Origin of the sequence: Streptosporangium amethystogenes subsp. fukuiense (assembly GCF_042665875.1) — a bacterium.
Classification (GTDB): Bacteria; Actinomycetota; Actinomycetes; order Streptosporangiales; family Streptosporangiaceae; genus Streptosporangium; species Streptosporangium fukuiense.
On record NZ_JBHTEE010000001.1, the window covers coordinates 3,707,545 to 3,727,510 of the forward strand.

Annotated in this window: 10 protein-coding genes; 5 read left to right on the forward strand and 5 right to left on the reverse strand. The window is 71.4% G+C overall.

What is annotated here, in order from left to right; translation table 11 throughout:
• Positions 1–19: 19 nt before the first annotated feature.
• Complete coding sequence (locus ACFQVD_RS15620) at positions 20–736, reverse strand: ANTAR domain-containing protein (RefSeq protein WP_343983590.1); 717 nt, start codon at positions 734–736, stop codon at positions 20–22.
• 124 nt (positions 737–860) lie between these two features.
• Here ACFQVD_RS15620 and ACFQVD_RS15625 point away from each other — a divergent pair, with 124 nt between their 5' ends.
• On the forward strand, positions 861–2,720 hold the full coding sequence (locus ACFQVD_RS15625; RefSeq protein ID WP_343983587.1) for a SpoIIE family protein phosphatase: 1,860 nt from the start codon (positions 861–863) through the stop codon (positions 2,718–2,720).
• Between the two features lie 155 nt (positions 2,721–2,875).
• Entirely contained in the window at positions 2,876–4,030 is a 1,155-nt protein-coding gene (locus ACFQVD_RS15630; protein WP_343983584.1) for a glycosyltransferase, read from the forward strand.
• 101 nt (positions 4,031–4,131) lie between these two features.
• On the opposite strand, the gene ACFQVD_RS15635 is transcribed toward ACFQVD_RS15630, so the two are convergent.
• Positions 4,132–5,085: a hypothetical protein gene (locus tag ACFQVD_RS15635; RefSeq protein ID WP_343983581.1), complete on the reverse strand. Its 954-nt coding sequence runs from the start codon at positions 5,083–5,085 to the stop codon at positions 4,132–4,134.
• A 111-nt stretch (positions 5,086–5,196) separates the two neighbouring features.
• Here ACFQVD_RS15635 and ACFQVD_RS15640 point away from each other — a divergent pair, with 111 nt between their 5' ends.
• Positions 5,197–5,928, forward strand: a complete 732-nt coding sequence (locus ACFQVD_RS15640) for a glycoside hydrolase family 16 protein (protein ID WP_343983578.1) — start codon at positions 5,197–5,199, stop codon at positions 5,926–5,928.
• Positions 5,929–5,944: 16 nt separating this feature from the next.
• Here the strand turns inward: ACFQVD_RS15640 and ACFQVD_RS15645 are convergent, their stop codons facing one another.
• The gene (locus tag ACFQVD_RS15645) at positions 5,945–7,012 is read right to left on the reverse strand and encodes a PucR family transcriptional regulator (protein WP_343983575.1); all 1,068 of its coding nucleotides are present in this window, start codon (positions 7,010–7,012) and stop codon (positions 5,945–5,947) included.
• A gap of 94 nt (positions 7,013–7,106) precedes the next feature.
• On the opposite strand from ACFQVD_RS15645, the gene ACFQVD_RS15650 reads away from it, so the two are divergent.
• Positions 7,107–8,033, forward strand: coding sequence for a proline dehydrogenase family protein (locus tag ACFQVD_RS15650; RefSeq protein WP_343983573.1), 927 nt, complete (start codon positions 7,107–7,109; stop codon positions 8,031–8,033).
• Positions 8,033–9,658 carry an L-glutamate gamma-semialdehyde dehydrogenase gene (gene pruA / locus ACFQVD_RS15655; RefSeq protein ID WP_343983570.1) on the forward strand — a complete coding sequence of 542 codons (1,626 nt, stop codon included), beginning with the start codon at positions 8,033–8,035 and terminating at the stop codon, positions 9,656–9,658. Before ACFQVD_RS15650 ends, pruA begins: the two co-directional genes overlap by 1 nt.
• Positions 9,659–10,106: 448 nt before the next feature.
• Here the strand turns inward: pruA and ACFQVD_RS15660 are convergent, their stop codons facing one another.
• Both ACFQVD_RS15660 and ACFQVD_RS15665 read right to left on the reverse strand, forming a co-directional pair.
• Positions 10,107–19,808 (reverse strand): amino acid adenylation domain-containing protein, encoded by a 9,702-nt coding sequence (locus ACFQVD_RS15660; protein ID WP_386271396.1) that lies wholly within the window; start codon positions 19,806–19,808, stop codon positions 10,107–10,109.
• Complete coding sequence (locus ACFQVD_RS15665; protein ID WP_343963855.1) at positions 19,805–19,954, reverse strand: hypothetical protein; 150 nt, start codon at positions 19,952–19,954, stop codon at positions 19,805–19,807. The genes ACFQVD_RS15660 and ACFQVD_RS15665 overlap by 4 nt, the downstream gene beginning before the upstream one ends.
• Positions 19,955–19,966 lie beyond the last annotated feature (12 nt).

Genomic DNA, 19,966 nt, shown 5'->3' on the forward strand with positions numbered 1-19,966 from the left:
GGCGCCGGCGGACGCCCTCTCAGCCGGTTTTCTCGCCCTGGTTGCGCTGGTGCTCGTCGACCAGCAGCCTGGCCAGGTCCGCGACCTTCACCTGGTGGTGCTGGGAGATGCGGCGCAGCTCGTCGAAGGCGGCCTCGGCCGAGCAGCCGCTGGACTTCATGATGATGCCCTTGGCCTGGTCGATGATCGCCCGGCCCGCCAGGGCCTCCTGCATCTGGGCGGCGTCGGTACGGACCTCGTCGTAGTCCCACAGGTTGGCGAGCGCCACCCCTGCCTGTTCGGCGAGCATGTCGGCCAGCGGCGGGATGTTCCTGGCGGCGAAGGCGCCGGGGCGCACACCGTACAGGCCGAGGACCAGGACGGCGTGCTCGATGGTGATCGGCATCACCAGAACCGAGCGGACGCCGCAGCGGACCGCCATACCGGCGTACGCCGGCCAGCGGGACTCGCGCAGGACGTCCTGGACGACCACGTACTGTCCGGTGGCGCGGGCCTCGGTCGAAGGTCCCTCACCGAACTTCTCCTCGCCGTCGAGGAGCACGATGAGCTCACTGTGAGAGGCTGAGACGACCATGCGTTCCTGGCGCCAGAGTTCGGCGGACCCGCCCGCGCAACCGGGCACACCGCCTGCCAGGGTTGCCGTGAGCCCGCGTAGCACGCTCTCGCTCGATGTTTCCTCGCTGACCCTGCCGAGGGCCGCCAGGTCCCGGGCCAGAACGGGAGTGACCATATCCATCTCGCGACTCCCCTCCGTGTGTCACTAACTTAACCACTATCCGACCGCGATCGATTCGACCTACCGGGGTGGCGTACCGTCTACGACGGGACCAGCCCACTCCGGCCCCTGACGAGGACGAGCATTGACCGACGCCATTGGCCTTCAGAGCCTGGAGCAGGCGCTGAGCGCGCTGAGCACCAGGATCTCCTCCCTGCGCGAGGCGAAGTCCGCATACCCCGCCGACCCCCGGTCCACACTTGACGCGGCGCTGGCGGAGCTCGACACCGCCCGCGAGCTGCTGGAGACCTCCGTGCGCGAGCTGCGCAAGGCGCCCAGGCGGTCGGGCCAGCGGGAGAGCGGATCGCAGCGGGAACTCAAGCTACTGCGGCAGGTGTTCCGCACCTTCCCCATCCCGGTGGCGGTGCTGGACGCCTCGGGTGTGGTTCGGCGGATCAGCGCCGAGACCTCCCGGATGCTCGGCAGCCCGGCGGGGTATCTGATCGGCCGCTCGTTCCCGCTGTTCGTCGACGTCTCCCGCCGGGCGGCGTTCCGCTCGCACCTGACGGCGGTCCAGCAGGGCGGTCAGACCGCGACGTTCCAGACACGGCTGGCCCACCAGGGCCGCGCGCACACGGTGCAGCTGGCCATCACCCGGCTGACGATGCCGGGCGAGCCGCAGGAGATGGTCGCGGTCATGATCCTGCCACTGGAGGCGCAGGTGGCCGGGCCGCCCCACGGTCCCGCCGACCGGTCGGACGCCACCCTGGTCATGGCCGCGGCACGCCGGCAGGAACTGCTGGCCAGGATGACCCGCCTGTTGCTCGACGAGGAGAGCCTGCGCCAGCCGGTGACCGTCACCAGGGCCGCGCGACTGCTGGCCTCGGAGTCGGCCGACTGGGTGATCGCCGATGTGATCCGCGACGGCGTCCCCGCCCGCGCCTGCGTGCTCGGCCCGAGCGACAAGCCGGTGACCCAGCTGGTCCGCCTCGCCGAACAGATGAAACCGCTGGCCGCACCGGCCATCGCACACGTGCTGACCGGCGGCTCGGGCGTGGTGCACGAGATGCTGGAGGACGAGAGGCTGCTCGGCGACGTCCCCGGTGGGCCGCCCCTGCTGCGGGTGATGAACGCCGCCTCGGTGCTGATCGTGCCGATCGGCGGCGAGGACGACGTGCTGGGCTCCCTGACCCTGGTGCGCCTGCGCGACCGGGAGCCGTTCTCGCTGGCCGATCTGGGGGTGCTGGAGGAGATCGGCGTCCACCTGGGGCTCGCGCTGCGCGCCCGGCGCAGCTTCCAGACCCGCTCGCGGGCCGCCGACGCGCTGCGTACCAGCGTGGTGCCCCGGAGCCTGCCGGACATCCCCGGATTCGAGGCCGCCGCCATCTACAACGCGGGCTCCAGCCCGGTCGGCGCCGAGTTCTACGACGTCTTCCCCACCCGGGACGGGTGGGGTTTCGCCCTCGGGGGCGCCGCCGGCAAAGGCGAGGAGGCCGCGTCGGTCAGTGCCATGGTCCGCAACGGGCTGCGCGTGCTCAGCGTCTGGGAGTCCGACCCCGGCGAGGTGATGCGCAAGCTGAACCAGGCCCTGACCGCCCAGCACAACGGCATGTTCGTGATGGCCGTGACCGGCTTCATCCGGGCGCGCAAGATCAGGCTGGCCAGCGCGGGACACCACCCCGCCGCGCTGCTGCAGCCCGACGGCGGGGTGCGGTTCACCGCTGGGGGCGGCGTACCGCTGGGCATCGCCGCCGAGGCCGAGATGTTCACCGAGGAGCTCACGCCGGCCTCCGGCCAGACCCTGGTGTTCTACTCCGACGGCCTGGTCGCCTCGCAGAACGAGCTCGGTGAGCCCTACGGCGAGACCAGGCTGGCCGACGTGCTGGCACGCTGTGTGACACGCTCGCCCGCCGAGATCGTCAAGACGGTGGAGGAGGACCGGCACGCCTTCTCCGGCGGGAGGGTCTGGGACGAGATCGTGATACTCGCCCTGCGTGTCGTGTGACTCGGTCAAGAGATGTCGAGACCGCATTCGGCCCGCGGGTTTGGCACTGGGCCGGATCGGGGTATGGTTAGGGCAATGCAGACGTGTGCCTAAGACGCAGGCACCCCTGAAGGAATAACAGGCTTTCCATGCCTATCTCCTCCCAGAGGTGTGCCGTGAACATTGCATTCGTCTCCTCCGAGGCTCTCTCCTCCACCCAGGACGAGTCCGACCTCGCCTCCCAGCGCGCTCACCTGATGGCCGTCGCCCGGGAACTCGGCCGGGAGCACAAGGTCACCATCTACGCCCGGAGAAACTCCGACCTTGACAAGCCCAAAGTTCGTGTGTCGCAGGGCGTCACGCTTGAGCATCTGACCGCCGGACCCGCGCAGGATCTTCCGGAAGACGGCGTGCTGCCCTACATCTCCGACCTCGGCGACCAGTTGATGCACCGCTGGGGGCAGGATCGCCCCGATGTCATCCACGCGCACTCCTGGACCGGCGGGCTGGCCGCCATCGCCGGGGCGAACGGCCTGAACGTGCCGTTCACCCAGACGTTCAGCAGCGAGCACCCCCGCGACGCCAAGCGAGTACGGCTGCAGCGGGCCATCGGGCGCCGGGCCAGCGCGGTGATCGCCGGGTGCGGCGACGAGGAGAGCTCGCTGATCCGGCTGGGCGTGCCGCGCCGCAGCATCTCGGTGATCCCACGCGGTGTCGACGTCGAGCGGTTCCGCCGCCAGGGCCCGGCCTCCGCCCGCGGTACCCGTCCCCGCCTGCTGCACGTCGGGCCTCTCACCGCGGAGAAGGGTGTGCACACCGCGATCCGCGCCCTGGAGGGCATCCCCGACGCCGAGCTGATCATCGCCGGTGGCCCGGCGACCGCGGACCTGGAGCACGACGCCGACGCGCGCCGCATGATGCTGCTGGCCAAGGAGATCGGCGTCGACGATCGGATCACCGTTCTCGGGCACATCCCGCACTCCGCGGTCGCCAAGCTGATGCGCAGCGCCGACGTGGTCGTCTCCCTGCCCCAGGAGGCTCCGGCCGGCGTCGTCGTGCTGGAGGCCATGGCCTGCGGCGTGCCCGTCATCGCCTCCGCGGTGGGCGCCCACCTCGACTCCGTGGTGGACGGGGTGACCGGCCTGCTGGTGCCCGCCGACCGTCCCGCGCAGACCTCCCGCCTGACCCGCGAGCTTCTCGCCGACCCGACCCGCCGCACCGCGCTCGGCTTCGCCGGCGCCGACCGCGCCCGGTCCCGCTACTCGTGGGAGCGGATCAGCCAGGAACTCGTCCACGTCTACGAGGTCGCCCTCTCCGGTTCCGCCCGCTGACCGCGCCCGCCGCGCCCGCCGGGCACCACCGGCCACCCGTCACATGTGAAGGACCGGGACTCCCGCCGGAGTCCCGGTCCTTCACATGTCCGGGAGGCGGCCTACGACTGGGACGCGCGGCGGTGCAGCACGACCCCGAGACCGCTCGCGGCCAGCAGGACGACGCCGGCCAGGACCAGGATCACCGCGCCGCCCACGGCCCCGTCCGTCCAGTCCCAGACGGCCTCGGGAACGGCGAGTGTCAGCCCGGCCACGCCGCTGACGATCAGCACCCAGGTGCGCCGGCGCCCGTACAGCGACAGGCAGGCCAGCGCGATCACCGCGGTCAGCCAGTATCCCCAGGCCTCCCCGTCCCACAGGACGGGCCACTGGCCGCCGAAGAGCGCGATGGCCGCGCCCATGCCCAGCCCCAGATCGTGCGGGACGAGCAGCCCGGCGAGGGCGAGCGCCAGGATGAGCACCCCCAGCGCGACATAGGCGAGACCCCAACCCGCGCCCTCTCCCCCGACCGAGAGATCCAGCAGGCCGGTCACCGTGACCAGGGCGAACCCGCCACAGGCCAGCAGGCCGATCGCGGTGGGCAGCAGCGCGTACGCCCCCGCCGCGATCACCAGTCCGGCCGCGCCGCCGATGAGTCCCTCGTGGTGATCGGCGGCGACCCCGGCGCAGAGGGCGGCGGTGCCCGAACCCAGCGCGGCGAGCGTGGCGGCGACCCTGCCCTGTACGGCGGCCGTCCTGCCAGTCGCGGACCGCGCGGCCCTGCCGAGCCCCACGGCCACCGCCAGCAGCAGGGCGGTGACCACGGCGAGAACCGTGATCCTCGTCGACTGGGTCATCCGATCCCAGCCCAGGGCGACGAATGCGGCGGCACCGGCCAGGACGAGTCCCCCGCCGACGTACGCGAGGATCTCGCTCCATCTGACCCGGTCCCCGGCGCCCCGGTCGCGCAGCGCCTCGCCCACGGCGCGGGTGACCGGCTCCACCTGCTCCGCCTGGAGCTCACCGGACTCCACCAGCCTGGCCAGTGCCCGCCGTATGGCATCAATGTCGCTCATGTCCGAAATCGTGGCACAACCTGCCCGAACTAGCACCCTTCGGATTCGTGGGACGGATGCGAAAACGGAATACCACTGTTACTCGAGTGCGATCGTTGCTTTGATGGGCCCATGTCAATTCGTGGCACGTTCCTGGGCATCCTGGCCACCGCCCTGGCGCTCTCCGCGCTGCCGGCACCGAGCGCGTCCGCCGAGCGAGGGTGGGGCGCCCCCGTCCTGGTGGAGAACTTCGGCGGCACCCGGGTCGACGGCCGTAAATGGGTCGTCTACCACTCCCCCAACGCCGAGACCAACCCGCGCACCGGGCGGGCCACGAGCGTGGGCGACGGCGTCCTGCGGCTCAAGGGCGGCATCGTGTCGGGCAGGGACCTGTCCGGTGGCATCGCGACCCGCTCGGCGCAACGGTACGGACGCTGGGAGGTGCGGCTGCGGGCCGAGCGCGGCGCCGGCTACACCCCGGTGGCCCTGCTCTGGCCGTCCGACCAGAGGGGCGGGGAGTACGCGGAGATCGACTTCGCCGAGATCATCGACCCGGCCCGCAGGTCGGGCGGGATCTTCGTGCACCGTGGCGACGAGCCCCAGGCCCAGCGGCAGATGAGGGCCGACTTCACCCGGTGGCACACGGTCGCGGTGGACTGGCTGCCCGGACGGCTGACGTTCTGGCTGGACGGCAGGAAGGTGTGGGACTACCGGGGGCCGAACGTGCCGACGGGTCGCCCCATGCACCTGGCGCTGCAGAACGACGTGACGTGCAACGAGTGGTCGCCTTGCCGCAACCGTTCCACTCCGCCGACGGTCAGCATGTACGTGGACTGGGTGAAGATCTACCGGGCCGCCGTCTAGCGCGGCCGGGGCCTTCTCAGAGCAGGCGGATCGCCTTGAGGGCGAGGTGGACCAGCAGGCGGTTCTCACCGTCGGCGAGGTCGCGGCCGGTGAGCCGCTCGGCCTTGGCCAGCCGGTAGTAGAGCGTCTGGCGGTGCACGCCGAGCGCGGTGGCGGTCTCCTGGACGTGACCCGCGCGGTCGAGATAGCTCTCCACGGTCCTGACCAGTTCCGGGTCCCGGGCCAGCCCGGCGACCTCCTCCGCCAGTTCCCGCAGCCCGGCCTGGGACATGCGGGCGAGCGACCGGTAGACCCCCAGCCTCGACCAGGCGGCGACGGGCCCCAGCGCGGGCACCCGGCCGGCGACGCCGAGCGCGTGCACGGCCTCCCGCCAGCTCCGCCAGACCTGGGAGAGATCGTCTCGGGGGGCGCCGACACCCACCACCGTGCCGTACATGCCCTGGATCCGGCCCGCCAACTCCCTCGCCTGGCCGGCCGGGACCAGCAGCGCGACCAGCGGCTCGTCCCCGGCAGGGAACGCCGGATCGGCGAGCACGCCGCGCGGGAGCGTCCAGAGGGCGGCGACCCGGTCCGGTGAGCTGCGGACGGCGATCGCCGTCACCGGGCCGCGCACGTCCAGCCTGGACAGCGCCCAGGAACGCTCCTCGGTGTCGGAGGAGAACAGCCTCCGCAGGCTCGTTCCCATGTCCTGGCGGCTGCGGGCCTCCTGCGCGAGGGCCGCGGCGGCCCGGGAGACCAGATCGCCGACCGAGGCCAGGACGTCGTCGCCGAGCGTGCCGTCGTCGAGCAGCCACAGGTAGCCGTAGGTCACCTCACGGTGCCGCAGCGGCACGCACACCCGGGCGAGCACTCCCAGGTCGGCGTCGGCGGGGATGCGCACCGGCCCGTGGGCGCCGGCGATGCCGTATCCCTCGAAGTAGGCCCGCACCTGGTCGGTCGCGCGGCGCCGCAGAATGGACTCCTGGCGCACCATGTCGATGTCACCGCTCTGCGCGGCATAGGCCAGGAGCTGGAACGAGCGGTCCTCCAGGGTGGCGGAGGCACCGAGCCTGGCGGCGATCTCGTCGACTGTCTCCTGCAACACCTCACCATTGTTGTACATGTGTATGAACACTCTTCCCGCCGGTCGTGGCAGATGCACATGACGGTCGGCCTGACCAGGGTTTTAGGGTGAAGACATGCTCGGTTCCCTCCTTCTCGGCGCGTCCCGGTTACCGCTGGTACGGCGCGCGGTCTCCGGCGTACCACTGACACGCAAGGTCGTCGACCGCTTCGTCGCGGGCGAGACGCCCCAGGACGCGGTCGAGGCGATCCGTCACCTCGCCGCCGCGGGCCTGGCCGTCAGCGTCGACCACCTGGGTGAGGAGACGAAGGACGCCGCCGCCGCCGCACAGACGGCCAGGGCGTACGCCACCCTGCTCAGCCCCCTGGGCGAGCTGGGGCTCGGCGACCGCGCCGAGGTCTCGGTGAAGCTCTCGGCGGTCGGTCAGGCGCTGGGCACCGACGGTGACAAGATCGCTTTGGAGAACGCGCGGCAGATCTGCGAGGCCGCCCGCGCCTGCGGGGCGAACGTGACCCTCGACATGGAGGACCACACCACCGTCGACTCCACGCTGGAGACGCTGCGGGCCCTGCGCGAGGACTTCCCCTCCGTCGGCGTCGCGGTGCAGTCCTACCTGTTCCGCAGCGAGGCCGACTGCCGCGACCTGGCGTATCGGGGCTCCCGGGTCCGCCTGGTCAAGGGCGCCTACGCCGAACCCGCCTCGGTGGCCCACCAGCACAAGAACGAGGTCGACCGGGCCTACGTGCGCTGCCTGCGCATTCTCATGTCGGGTGCCGGCTACCCGATGGTGGCGACGCACGACGACCGGCTGATCTCCATCACCGAGACGCTCGCCGACCGGTTCGGCCGCTCCCCCGGTGACTACGAGTACCAGATGCTCTACGGCATCAGGACGGACCGGCAGCAGGCGCTGGCGGGCGCCGGCCATGTCATGCGCGTCTACATCCCCTACGGCGACGACTGGTACGGCTACTTCATGCGCCGGCTGGCCGAGCGTCCGGCGAACATCGCCTTCTTTCTTCGTGCCCTTGGAGGCAAGTGATGGATGCCATCTCCGCAGTTCCCGCCCCGATCAACGAGCCGGTGCTCGGCTACGCGCCGGGCAGTGCCGAGCGCGCCGCGCTGGAGGACCGCGTCAAGGAGCTGGCCGGGGCCCAGCTGGATCTGACGATGACGATCGGCGGCGAGCAGCGGATGGGCGGCGGCGCCCCGATCGACGTGGTCCAGCCGCACAACCACGCCTCCGTGCTCGGCCGCACCGCCGACGCCACCGCCGGCGACGTGCGCGCGGCGATCGACGCCGCGCTGCGGGCGGCGCCCGCGTGGCGCGCCATGCCGTTCGACGAGCGGGCCGCGATCTTCCTGCGGGCCGCCGACCTGCTGGCCGGCCCCTACCGGCAGACGCTGAACGGCGCGACGATCCTGGGCCAGTCCAAGTCCGCGCAGCAGGCGGAGATCGACTCGGCCTGCGAGCTGATCGACTTCCTGCGCTTCAACGTGGACTTCGCCCGCAGGCTCCTCAGCGACCAGCCGATCTCGTCGCCCGGCGTGTGGAACCGGATGGAGTACCGGCCGCTGGAGGGCTTCGTCCTGGCGATCACCCCGTTCAACTTCACGGCCATCGCCGGGAACCTGCCGTCGGCGCCGGCCCTGATGGGCAACGTGGTCGTCTGGAAGCCCTCCCCCACCCAGCAGTTCGCCGCGCACTTCACCATGCGCCTGCTGGAGGAGGCCGGGCTTCCGCCGGGCGTCATCAACATGGTGACCGGTAACGGCGCCGCCGTCTCCGAGGTCGCGACGACCCACCCCGACCTGGCGGGCATCCACTTCACCGGCTCCACGGCGACCTTCCAGCACCTGTGGTCCACGGTCGGCGCCAACATCACCTCCTACCGGTCCTACCCCCGCCTGGTCGGCGAGACCGGCGGCAAGGACTTCGTGCTGGCCCACCCCTCCGCCGATCCCGGTGTGCTCACCACCGCGCTGGTCCGCGGCGCCTTCGAGTACCAGGGGCAGAAGTGCTCGGCCGCCTCCCGGGCCTACGTGCCGCGCTCGGTCTGGTCGGTGATCCGCGACGAACTGGTGGGCACGGCCGAGTCGCTGACCGTCGGCGACGTGGCCGCCGACCTGTCGACCTTCATGGGCGCGGTCATCGACGACCGGGCGTTCGCCAAGCACCGGGCCGCGATCGACCGGGCCCGCTCGCTCGACTCGATCAACGTGCTGACCGGCTCGTACGACGACTCGACCGGCTACTTCGTGCGGCCGACCATCCTGGAGTCGGCCGATCCCACCGACGAGATCTTCGTCAAGGAGTACTTCGGCCCGATCCTCGGCGTGCACGTCTACGACGACGCGGACTTCGACGCGGTGCTCGACCAGATGGAGGGCGTCTCCCCGTACGCGCTGACCGGATCGGTCATCGCCCAGGACCGCTACGCGATCACCTCGGCGTCGGAGCGGCTGCGCTTCGCGGCGGGCAATTTCTACATCAACGACAAGCCGACCGGCGCGGTCGTCGGCCAGCAGCCCTTCGGCGGGGCCCGCGCCTCGGGCACCAACGACAAGGCCGGGTCGATGCTCAACCTGACCCGCTGGGTCAACGCCCGGACGATCAAGGAGACGTTCGTCCCGCCGACCGACCACCGCTACCCGCACATGGGCTGACATCCGGCGGGCTGGACGCGCCATCCCGGCGTCCGTCCGCCCTGGCGGCGAGTCGTTCCGGCCCGGCCCGCGCCCGACACGGATCCACGCCGACCTCGTACAGGTCGGCGTGGATCCGCGACGCACCGTGAACCCCACGCGCGAATTCTCTCCGTCAGCGCCCGCTCGGCACGGGCGCGCGGCCCGTCCCGGTTCGACTCGGCGCAGGGTGTTCTCGAGCACCTTGCCGTAGTCGTTCTTCGGGAGGGCGTCGCCGCCACCGGCCGCCGATGACGCCTCAGCCCGCGAGAGCGGCGAGCTCAAGCGCGCGGTCCGATGACGGCCGGCGGGGTGAGGGTCAGGAGACAGCGGGGCCGCCGTTCACCGGCCGTCGGCCCCGCACAGGAAGCAGGCACCGAGCCGGAGCGACGACGCGGGGCGGCCGGTGGGTGGCCGGCGATCACCTGGCTCAGCGTGGTTCGCCGCCGAGCCCGTCTCCGCGAAGCCGCTCGTCGATCAGCCTGCCGTATTCGCGCAGCGGCTCCGGGCTGAGCAGGCGCTGATGCGACGCGGCCACCGGGTGCAGCCGGATATCACCGCTCACGTACGACCCCCAGGTGTCCTTTGTCAGCGTGTACCGCGGATCCTCGTGCTCGGCCGCGATGATCAGCGTGTCCACGGCCACCACCTCGTGCCGGTACCGGCCCCCGATCCGGATGTTGTTGATCATGACACGGAACGAGGCGGCGAGCAGATCCTCATCGAGCGAGGCGAGTGCCGTGTTGCTGGAGCGCAGGATCCGCACGAACTCGTCGTGGCGCAGGGTGCGGTCCGCGTACTCAGCGGTGTCGATCTCGAACGCCCCGAGCATGTCGAGGTAGAGGCGCGAGATCTCCACCTCGGCCACCTTCTCGATGACGTCGTCGCCCAGTGGGCGCGCCGGGAACGCGTCGATCAGGATGAGCGATTCGACCCGCCGGCCGGACTGTTCCAGCCGGGCCGCCATCGCGTGCGCGACGACGCCCCCGAACGACCAGCCCAGCAGGCGGTAAGGCCCCTCCGGCCACACCTTGAGGATCCGGCTTACGTACTCGGCGGCCATCTCCTCGATCGAGGCGGGCAGTGATTCCCCGCCCCGCAGGCCGCGGGCCTGCAGGCCGTACACCGGAACCTCCGGGTCGATGTGCCACAGGAGCGACGCGTAGGGCCAGCTGAGACCGCTCCCGGGATGCACGCAGAAGAGCGGCGCGCGGCGGCCGGCGGCGCGGAGGGGAAGCAGGACGCCGAACGTCCGCTCCTGCGGATCCAGGGCGAGGCGTTGCGCCAGGCCCGCCACGGTCGGGGTCTCGAACAGCGCCCGGATCGGCACCTCAGCCCCCAGAACCGCGCGGATACGGCTGACCAGGCGGGTCGCCAGCAGCGAGTGCCCGCCCAGGTCGAAGAAGCCGTCGTCGACGCCGACCCGGGGCAGTTCCAGGACCTCGGCGTAGAGGCCGCAGAGCAGCTCTTCCTGCGGGGTCCGCGGACCGCGGCCGTCGGTGGTGGCGGGGAACTCCGGGTCGGGCAGGGCCCTGCGATCGAGCTTGCCGTTGACGGTCAACGGCAACCCCTCCAAAGCGACGACCACCGCCGGGACCAGGTAATCCGGCAGCAACCGCGCCACATACTCCCGCACCCCCGCCGAGTCACCCACCACATAAGCGACCAGACGCCCCTCACGCACCACCACCGCCGCGTCCCGCACCCCCTCATGACCACGCAACACGGCCTCGACCTCACCCGGCTCGACCCGGAACCCGCGCACCTTCACCTGCTCATCGGCACGACCCCGAAACTCCAGCTCACCATCGGCGTTCCACCGGGCCAGATCCCCCGTGCGATACATCCGCGACCCGGCGGGACCATAGGGATCGGCCACGAACCGCTCCGCGGTCAAACCCGGCCGATCCAGATAGCCCCGCGCCACCCCCGCACCCGACAGATACAACTCACCCACAACCCCCGGGACGACCGGGCGCAGGGCCGCGTCCAGCACGTGCAGCCCCATGCCGGCCATCGGGCCACCGATCGGCACACTGCTCCCCCCGAAATCGGCCGCGACCTTGTGACGGGCCGCGAAGGTCGTGGCCTCCGTCGGCCCGTACCCGTTCACCACCGTGATCGAGGGGTGGGCCTGCCGCACCCGCGCCACGGCCGACGGGGAGACCACATCCCCACCGGCCCACACCTGCGACACCCCGGCCAGCGCCTGCAGATGATGCTCGGCCACCACCGCCAACAACCCCGCCGTCAACCACACGGCGGTGATGTCGTGGTCGACCACCGCCCGCATCACCGCCGCGGTGTCAACCGCGTCCTCGGCCACCACCACCGTGCCGCCGCCCAGCAACGGCACCCACACCTCGTAGGTCGAGGCGTCGAACACCTGCGGCGAATGCCACAGCACCCGCTCATGACCGGCCGCGAAACACTCATCCGCCGCCAACGCCACAATGTCACCGTGCGTGACCAGCACACCCTTCGGCGCACCCGCCGACCCCGAGGTGTACATCACGTACGCGCCACCGGCCGGCCGCACCGGTACGGTGACCTTCGCCGCACCGCCCGACTCCGGCAGGGTCTCCAGCACCAGCACCGGGCGGCAGTCATCGATGATCGCCCGGCGGCGGGCCGACGGATACTCCGGATCCACCGGCACATACACCCCGCCGGCCTTGAGCACCCCCAGCATCGCCACGATCAGATCCGCGGAGCGCGGCATCAGCAGAACCACCCGCGACTCCGCCCGCACCCCGTGCTCGACCAGCCACCCGGCCAGACGATCCGACCACTCCCCCAACTCCTGGTAGGTCAGCTCGCGATCACCATGACGCACCGCCGGCCCGGCCGGGTCCTGCGCCGCCACCACCTGCGGCACCGTCGACACCGGCACCCGCCGCTCATTCACCGACCACCGCTCCAGGTCCTCCCGCTCGGCGTCGGTAAGGATCTCAGCCCGGCTGATCGGTGCGTCCGGGTCGGTGGTGACCGCCTCCAGCAACCGCACCCACCGAGCCATCAGCCCGTTCACCGTGCCCACGTCGAACAGATCGGTGGCGAACTCCGCCCAGCCGACGATCCCCGCGGCGCCACCGTCCTGTTCGGCGCGTTCCAGCACGTTGACGGTCAGATCAACCCGCGACACCCCCGCGTGCGCCGGCTCGTCGGCCACCCGCACACCCGGCAACTCGAAGTCACCCATCGGTGCGTTCTGCAACGCGAACATCACCTGGAACAACGGGTGATGCGATGCGGAGCGCCGCGGGTTGAGCTCCTCCACCAAATACTCGAACGGCACATCCTGCTGCGCGTACGCCGCCAGATCCGACTCCCGTACCCGCTCGACCAGTTCAGCGAAGGACGGATCACCGGAGGTGTCGGTGCGCAACACCAGCGTGTTGACGAAGAACCCGACCAGATCGTCCAGCGCGTCATCGGTCCGCCCGGCGACCGGTGACCCCATCACGATGTCGGTACCCGCGCCGAGCCGGGTGAACAGCGCCGCCAACGCCGCCTGCAACACCATGAACACCGTCGCGCCCGTGCTCTGCGCGATCCGCAGGACTCGCTGCTGCAGCTCGGGGCTGATCTCGAACCGGACCGCGTCGCCACGGTACGACGCCACCGCCGGGCGTGGCCGGTCGGCCGGCAGTTCCAGGCACTCCGGCAACCCGGCCAGTCGCTGCCGCCAATAGCCCAGTTGCTCGCCGAACAGACTGCCGCCGTCGGTCTCGTCACCGAGCAGACGCCGCTGCCACAGCGTGTAGTCCACGTACTGCACCGCGAGCGGCTCCCACACCGGAGCCTCACCCGCGCTGCGCGCCACATACGCCGCCACCAGGTCACGGGTCAGCGGACCCGTCGACCAGCCATCGGCCGCGATGTGATGCAGCAGAACCAGCAGCACCACCTCCTCGGCACCGATCCGGAATACCTCGCCGCGAACGGGCACCTCGGTGGACAGGTCGAAGCCATGGCGGGCAGCCGCGTTGACGCGGTCGCTCACCTCGCCGGCGGCGACGTCCGCCACCTGCCACGGCACCGAGGCCCTGGGCAGGACGACCTGCCGCGGCCGGCCGTCCACCGTGGAGAAGACGGTCCGCAGGGACTCGTGACGGGCCACCACGTCGTCCAAGGCCTGGCGCAGGGCGTCGATGTCCACCTGGCCGGTCAGGCGCAGGGTCAACGGCATGTTGTAGGTCGCCGAACGGCCCTCCAACCGGTGCAGGAACCACAGCCGCTGCTGGGCGAACGACAACGGCAGGACATCGGGGCGGAGCTGGGGCACGAGCCGGTCCCGGGCCTGGCCGGCCGCCTCGATCCGCGCGGCCAGCCCGGCCACCGTCGGGGTCTCGAACAGCGCCCGGATCGGCACCTCCACCCCCAGCACGGTCCGGATACGGCTGACCAGACGCGTGGCCAGCAGCGAGTGCCCGCCCAGATCGAAGAAGCCGTCGTCCACACCCACTCGCGGGACGCCGAGTACCTCGGCGAACAGGCGGTTCAAGGTCTCCTCGGTGCCAGAGCGGGCGGCGCGGAACGTCCTGGACGTGAAGGCTGGGGCCGGCAGGGCCTTGTGGTCGAGCTTGCCGTTGGGGGTCAGCGGGATCGCGCCGATCGGCACCACCGCGGCCGGGACCATGTACTCGGGTAGCCGCTCGGCCAGATGATCACGCAGACCGGCCACGACCGCGTCCACGTTCCGGGCCGCCAAGGGTTCGTTCGCCGAGGTGTCCGCCACTCGGCAGGTGCCGGTGAGCCGCGAGGTGTCCTCCGCGGCGAGCAGGACGGCGTCGAAACGATCCGGTCCTTCCGCCGCCCAGGTGGTCATGACCCGATACCCGTGCTCGGCGCCCCAGGCATGCACCTGTTCGGGGTCCACCCCGTCGCCGCTGAGGCGTGCGTTGGGCAAGCCGGTCACCCGTACCGGAAGGATCTCGACCTCGTCCAGAGAGGTGACGGCCGGCAGGTCGGCGACGTCGAGCGCGGCCACACCGGAGGAGTACAGGCTGACCTCGTACCGATGGCAGGTCAGCTCGTTGTGGTCCCTTCCCCGCTTGAGCCTGATCTCCGCGGAGAAACCGTTCTCGGCGGCCCACCGCTGGAACCAGCCCGGCTCCAGCAGCAGTTCCTTCTCCACCAGAACCGCGTGATCGACCGCCGCCTGGATCACCGCTGCCGAGGCGTGCGCAAGCCTGGCCCGCTGAACCTGCTCCTGCAGGAGCCGGAGGGTGCCGTGGCGGCGGACGTCGCCGACCACGATCCGGCCACCCGGGGCGAGCAGGCCGGCGAGCCGGCCGAGGACCCGGGCCAGATACGCCGCGGACGGGAAGTACTGCACCACCGAGTTGAGCACGATCGTGTCGAAGTGCTCGGTGGGCAGAGTGGTGACGTCATCGGCAGGCCGACAGGACAGGTGCACCTGCGGCCAGTCGGCGGTCAGAGCGGTCAGCCGCGCGATCGCCTGCGCCGAGAAGTCCGTGGCCCAGTACTCGCTCACCCGCGGCGCGATCCGAGACAGCAGCAGACCCGACCCCACCCCCACCTCAAGCACCCGCTCCGGAGCGTGGACCAGGATGTTACCGACCGCGTGATCGCGCCAGGCCCGCATCTCCTCCAGCGGGATCGCATCCCCGGTGATGCCGGAGTCCCAGCCGGTGAACTCGTCACCCCAGTCCACCCCCGACGACACGGCGGCATAAGCGGACTCGTAGATGTCACGCCACTCACCGACCTGTTCGCCCGCCGCGCCGTCCTCGACGTCATCGGTGGCCGGGACGACGTAACCCACCAGGCGGCGCTCGCCCGGCTGGTCCTCGCGCGCGATCACGACAGCGTCGGACACGGCCGGATGCTCCCGCAGCACGGCCTCGATCTCGCCCGGCTCGATCCGGAACCCGCGCACCTTCACCTGCTCATCGGCACGACCCCGGAACTCCAGCTCACCATCGGCGTTCCACCGGGCCAGATCCCCCGTGCGATACATCCGCGACCCGGCGGGACCATAGGGATCGGCCACGAACCGCTCCGCGGTCAAACCCGGCCGGTTGAGATAGCCCCGGGCCACCCCCGCACCGGCCGCGTACAACTCCCCCACCACACCCGGCGGCACTGGACGCAAACCCTCATCCAACACATACACCCGGGTGTCCAGCACCGGACGACCGATCGGGGCGACCTGGCCGCTGAGCGGACCGCTCATCGACACGCACACCGTCGACTCCGTCGGCCCGTAGGCGTTCACCACCGCGCGATCCCGCGACCAGCGCCCCGCCAGCTCCGGCGGGCAAGCCTCACCCGCCAGCACCACCACACCCAGCTCCGCGAGATCAGCCGGCGCGACCGTGGCCAGCACCGACGGCGGCATCGTCACGTGAGACACCCGGCCCGACACCAACGCCCCGCCAAGCTCCTCACCCACCAGCGCCCGGCCACCCGGCGGCACCACCAGCACCGCCCCCGACCCCAGCGCCATCACCAGCTCCCACACCCAGGCGTCGAAACTCGGAGAAGAGAACTGCAACACCCGCGACCCCGGCCCCACGCCCAGCCGCCGCGCCTGCGTCATCGCCAACGCCGCCAGCCCCCGATGCGAGACCACCATACCCTTCGGCACGCCGGTCGACCCCGAGGTGTAGATCACATACGCCGCCCGCGACACCATCCCACCCACCGGCGCCCCGGCCGGCGCGGCAGCGGGGCAGGCCGAGACATCCGGCAAACCATCCCGCAACACCACCACCGGAGCCGCGTCGGCCAGCATGAACTCCCGCCGCTCAACCGGATAACCCGGATCCACCGGCACGAACACCCCACCGGCCTTGGCCACCGCCAGCACAGCGACCACCAACTCCACCGACCGCGGCAACACCAACGCCACCCGCGACTCCACCCCGACGCCCTGCGTACCCAGCCAGTACGCCAGCCGATCCGACCACTCCTCCAGCTCGCCGTATGACAGCGACCGCTCCCCCGACTCGATCGCGGTGGCGGCCGGGTCATGACCGGCGACCAGGGCGGGCAGGTCCCGCGGCACCACCACCGCCTCCGGCGTCCGCGGCACCAGCCGGGCCCGTTCTCCCTCCGACAGCAGCTCCACCTCACCGATCCGCAGCCACGGGGCGGCCACCACCGCCTCCAGCAACCGCACCCACCGCCCCACCAGCGCATCCACCGTGTCCGGATCGAACGACTCCGTGGAGAACTCCACCGATCCCGCCACCCCGGCCGGGCCACCGCGCTCATCCGACGTCTCGGTGAGCGAGAAGAACAGGTCGAACCGGGCAGTGCCGGTACCGACGAAAACGGGTTCCACCCGCAGGCCGGGCAGGGCGAACGCCGATCGGGGCGTGTTCTGCAACACCAAGGCGACCTGGAACAACGGGTGGTAGGCGGTGGTGCGCTGCGGGTTCAGCACCTCCACCAGGTGCTCGAACGGCACATCCTGGTGGGCGTACGCCGAAAGACTGGTCTCGCGCACCCGCCCCAGCAGCTCGGCGAAGCTCGGATCGCCGCTGGTGTCGGTGCGCAACACCAGCGTGTTGACGAACAGCCCGACCAGATCCTCCAACGCCTCGTCGGTACGCCCGGCGATACCGCCGCCCAGCGGGATGTCGCTGCCTGCCCCCAGCCGGGTCAGCAACGCCGCCATCGCCGCCTGCAACACCATGAACACCGTCGCACCCGACCGCCGCGCCAAGCCGACCACCCCGGCATGCAGCCCGGCCGGTAGCCGGAAGGCCAGGTTCCCCCCGGCGTAGGAGGTCACCGCCGGACGCGGCCGGTCCACCGGCAGCTCCAGCCGCTCGGGCGATCCGGCCAAATGCTCGGTCCAGTACGCCAGCTGCCGCCCGAACCGGCTGGTGGGGTCGGCGTCGGCACCCAGCATCTCCCGCTGCCACAACGTGTAGTCGGCGTACTGGACCGGCAACGGCACCCACCGCGGGGCCTCACCCGCGCGGCGAGCGGCATAGGCCTGCACCAGATCCCGCGCCAACGGCGCCAACGACCACCCGTCACCCGCGATGTGGTGCATCAGGACGAGCAGCACCGACTCCCCGGGAGCGGTGACGAACAGGTCGGCACGCACCGGGATCTCCTTGTCGAGCGCGAAAGCGTACCGGGCGGCCTGGGCCAAGGCGGTATCCAGCTCATCGGGCACGACGGTGTGCACCTGCCAGCCGACGGAACTCTCGGCGTCCGGGAGAATCCGCTGCACCGGGCGGCCGTCCACCTCGGGGAAGACGGTGCGCAGCGACTCGTGCCGTGCCACCACGTCGTCCAGCGCGGCGCGGACCGCCGCCTGGTCCAGATCTCCGGTCAGCCTCAGCGCCAGCGGCATGTTGTACGTCGGCGACAGGCCCTCCAGCTTGTGCAGGAACCACAACCGCTGCTGCGCGAACGACAGGGGCAGGGGGGCGGGGCGTTCCCGGCGGGTCAGGGCCGGGCGGATCCGGCCGTCGCCGTGCTCGATGTGGCGTGCCAGGCCCGCCACGGTCGGGGTCTCGAACAGCGCCCGGATCGGCACCTCAGCCCCCAGAACCGCGCGGATACGGCTGACCAGGCGGGTCGCCAGCAGCGAGTGCCCGCCCAGGTCGAAGAAGCTGTCCTCCACCCCGACCTCGGCGAGGTCGAGCACATCGGCGAACAACCCGCACAGGACCTCCTCCCGCGCGGTCCGCGGACCGCGGCCGCCCGCAGTGGAGAACTCCGGGTCGGGCAGGGCCCTGCGATCGAGCTTGCCGTTGACGGTCAACGGCAACCCCTCCAAAGCGACGACCACCGCCGGGACCAGGTAATCCGGCAGCAACCGCGCCACATACTCCCGCACCCCCGCCGAGTCACCCACCACATAAGCGACCAGACGCCCCTCACGCACCACCACCGCCGCGTCCCGCCCCCCCTCATGACCACGCAACACGGCCTCGACCTCACCCGGCTCGACCCGGAACCCGCGCACCTTCACCTGCTCATCGGCACGACCCCGAAACTCCAGCTCACCATCGGCGTTCCACCGGGCCAGATCCCCCGTGCGATACATCCGCGACCCGGCGGGACCATAGGGATCGGCCACGAACCGCTCCGCGGTCAAACCCAGCCGGTTGAGATAGCCCCGGGCCACCCCCGCACCGGCCGCGTACAACTCCCCCACCACACCCGGCGGCACCGGACGCAAACCCTCATCCAGCACATACACCCGGGTGCCGAGCACCGGGCGACCGATCGGCGCCCCACCACCCGGCTGCAGTGGCACCGACATGGACACGCACACCGTCGACTCCGTCGGGCCGTAGGCGTTCACCATCCGCCGGCCCGGTGCCCACCGCTCCACCAGCTCCGGGCCGCACGCCTCACCCGCGACCACCAGCGTCATCAGATCCGCCGGCTCCACCACCGGAACCGTCGCCAGCACCGCCGGTGGCAACGTCGCATGGCTGACCCGCTCCCGCACCAGCAGGTCGGCCAGCTCCGCACCCGCCAACCGCCCCGGCGGCGGCACCACCAGCGTCGCCCCGGAGGCCAGCGCCACGATCTCCCACACCCACGCGTCGAAACTCGGGGAGGAGAACTGCAGCATCCGCGCCCCCGGTCCCACCCCCAGCCGCTCCGCCTGCGCCGACGCCAACGCCGCCAGCCCCTGATGCGAGACCAGCACGCCCTTGGGGGCGCCGGTCGACCCGGAGGTGTAGATCACGTACGCCGCCCGGGTCAGCGGCCCGCCGGCCGCGCGCGGCAACGCCGGATGTGCCGAAACGTCCGGAAGGGTGTCCCGCAGCACCAGCACCGGGGCCGCGTCGGCCAGCATGAACTCCTGCCGTGGTGGCGGATAGGCCGGATCCACCGGCACGAACACGCCGCCCGCCTTGGTCACGGCCAGCACCGCGACCACCAGTTCCACCGAGCGCGGCAGCACCAGCGCCACCCGCGACTCCGGCCGCACCCCCCGCTCGCTCAGCCACTGCGCGAGCCGGTCCGACCATCCGTCAAGCTCCCGGTACGACACCGAGCGGCCGTCGGAGACGACGGCCGCCGCATCAGGGTCCCGAGCCGCCGAGGCGGCGAACAACTCCCCCAGCGACGCGCCCGCCAGGAGATCCTCGGTGGACATGTCGTCGATCGAGATCCTTGTCACGGCAGCCGCCCCTCGTCTCGCCGGCACGGCCCGGTGCGGGTGGTCCTGTCGGCCTGGATGCTCTGGACGACCAGATGGCCGTACTCGGCCGCATGGGCGGGTCCCGGTGACGGCGTGGCCGGCGGGCCGAGGACGAGCAGGGGCATGACGCGCCTCAC

What these genes read in the sequence shown, in the direction of transcription:
- ACFQVD_RS15620 (WP_343983590.1), bottom strand. Translation starts at nt 736, where the DNA reads ATGGATATGGTCACTCCCGTTCTGGCCCGGGACCTGGCGGCCCTCGGC.
- ACFQVD_RS15650 (WP_343983573.1), top strand. Translation starts at nt 7,107, where the DNA reads ATGCTCGGTTCCCTCCTTCTCGGCGCGTCCCGGTTACCGCTGGTACGG.
- ACFQVD_RS15635 (WP_343983581.1), bottom strand. Translation starts at nt 5,085, where the DNA reads ATGAGCGACATTGATGCCATACGGCGGGCACTGGCCAGGCTGGTGGAG.
- ACFQVD_RS15665 (WP_343963855.1), bottom strand. Translation starts at nt 19,954, where the DNA reads ATGCCCCTGCTCGTCCTCGGCCCGCCGGCCACGCCGTCACCGGGACCC.
- pruA (WP_343983570.1), top strand. Translation starts at nt 8,033, where the DNA reads ATGGATGCCATCTCCGCAGTTCCCGCCCCGATCAACGAGCCGGTGCTC.
- ACFQVD_RS15640 (WP_343983578.1), top strand. Translation starts at nt 5,197, where the DNA reads ATGTCAATTCGTGGCACGTTCCTGGGCATCCTGGCCACCGCCCTGGCG.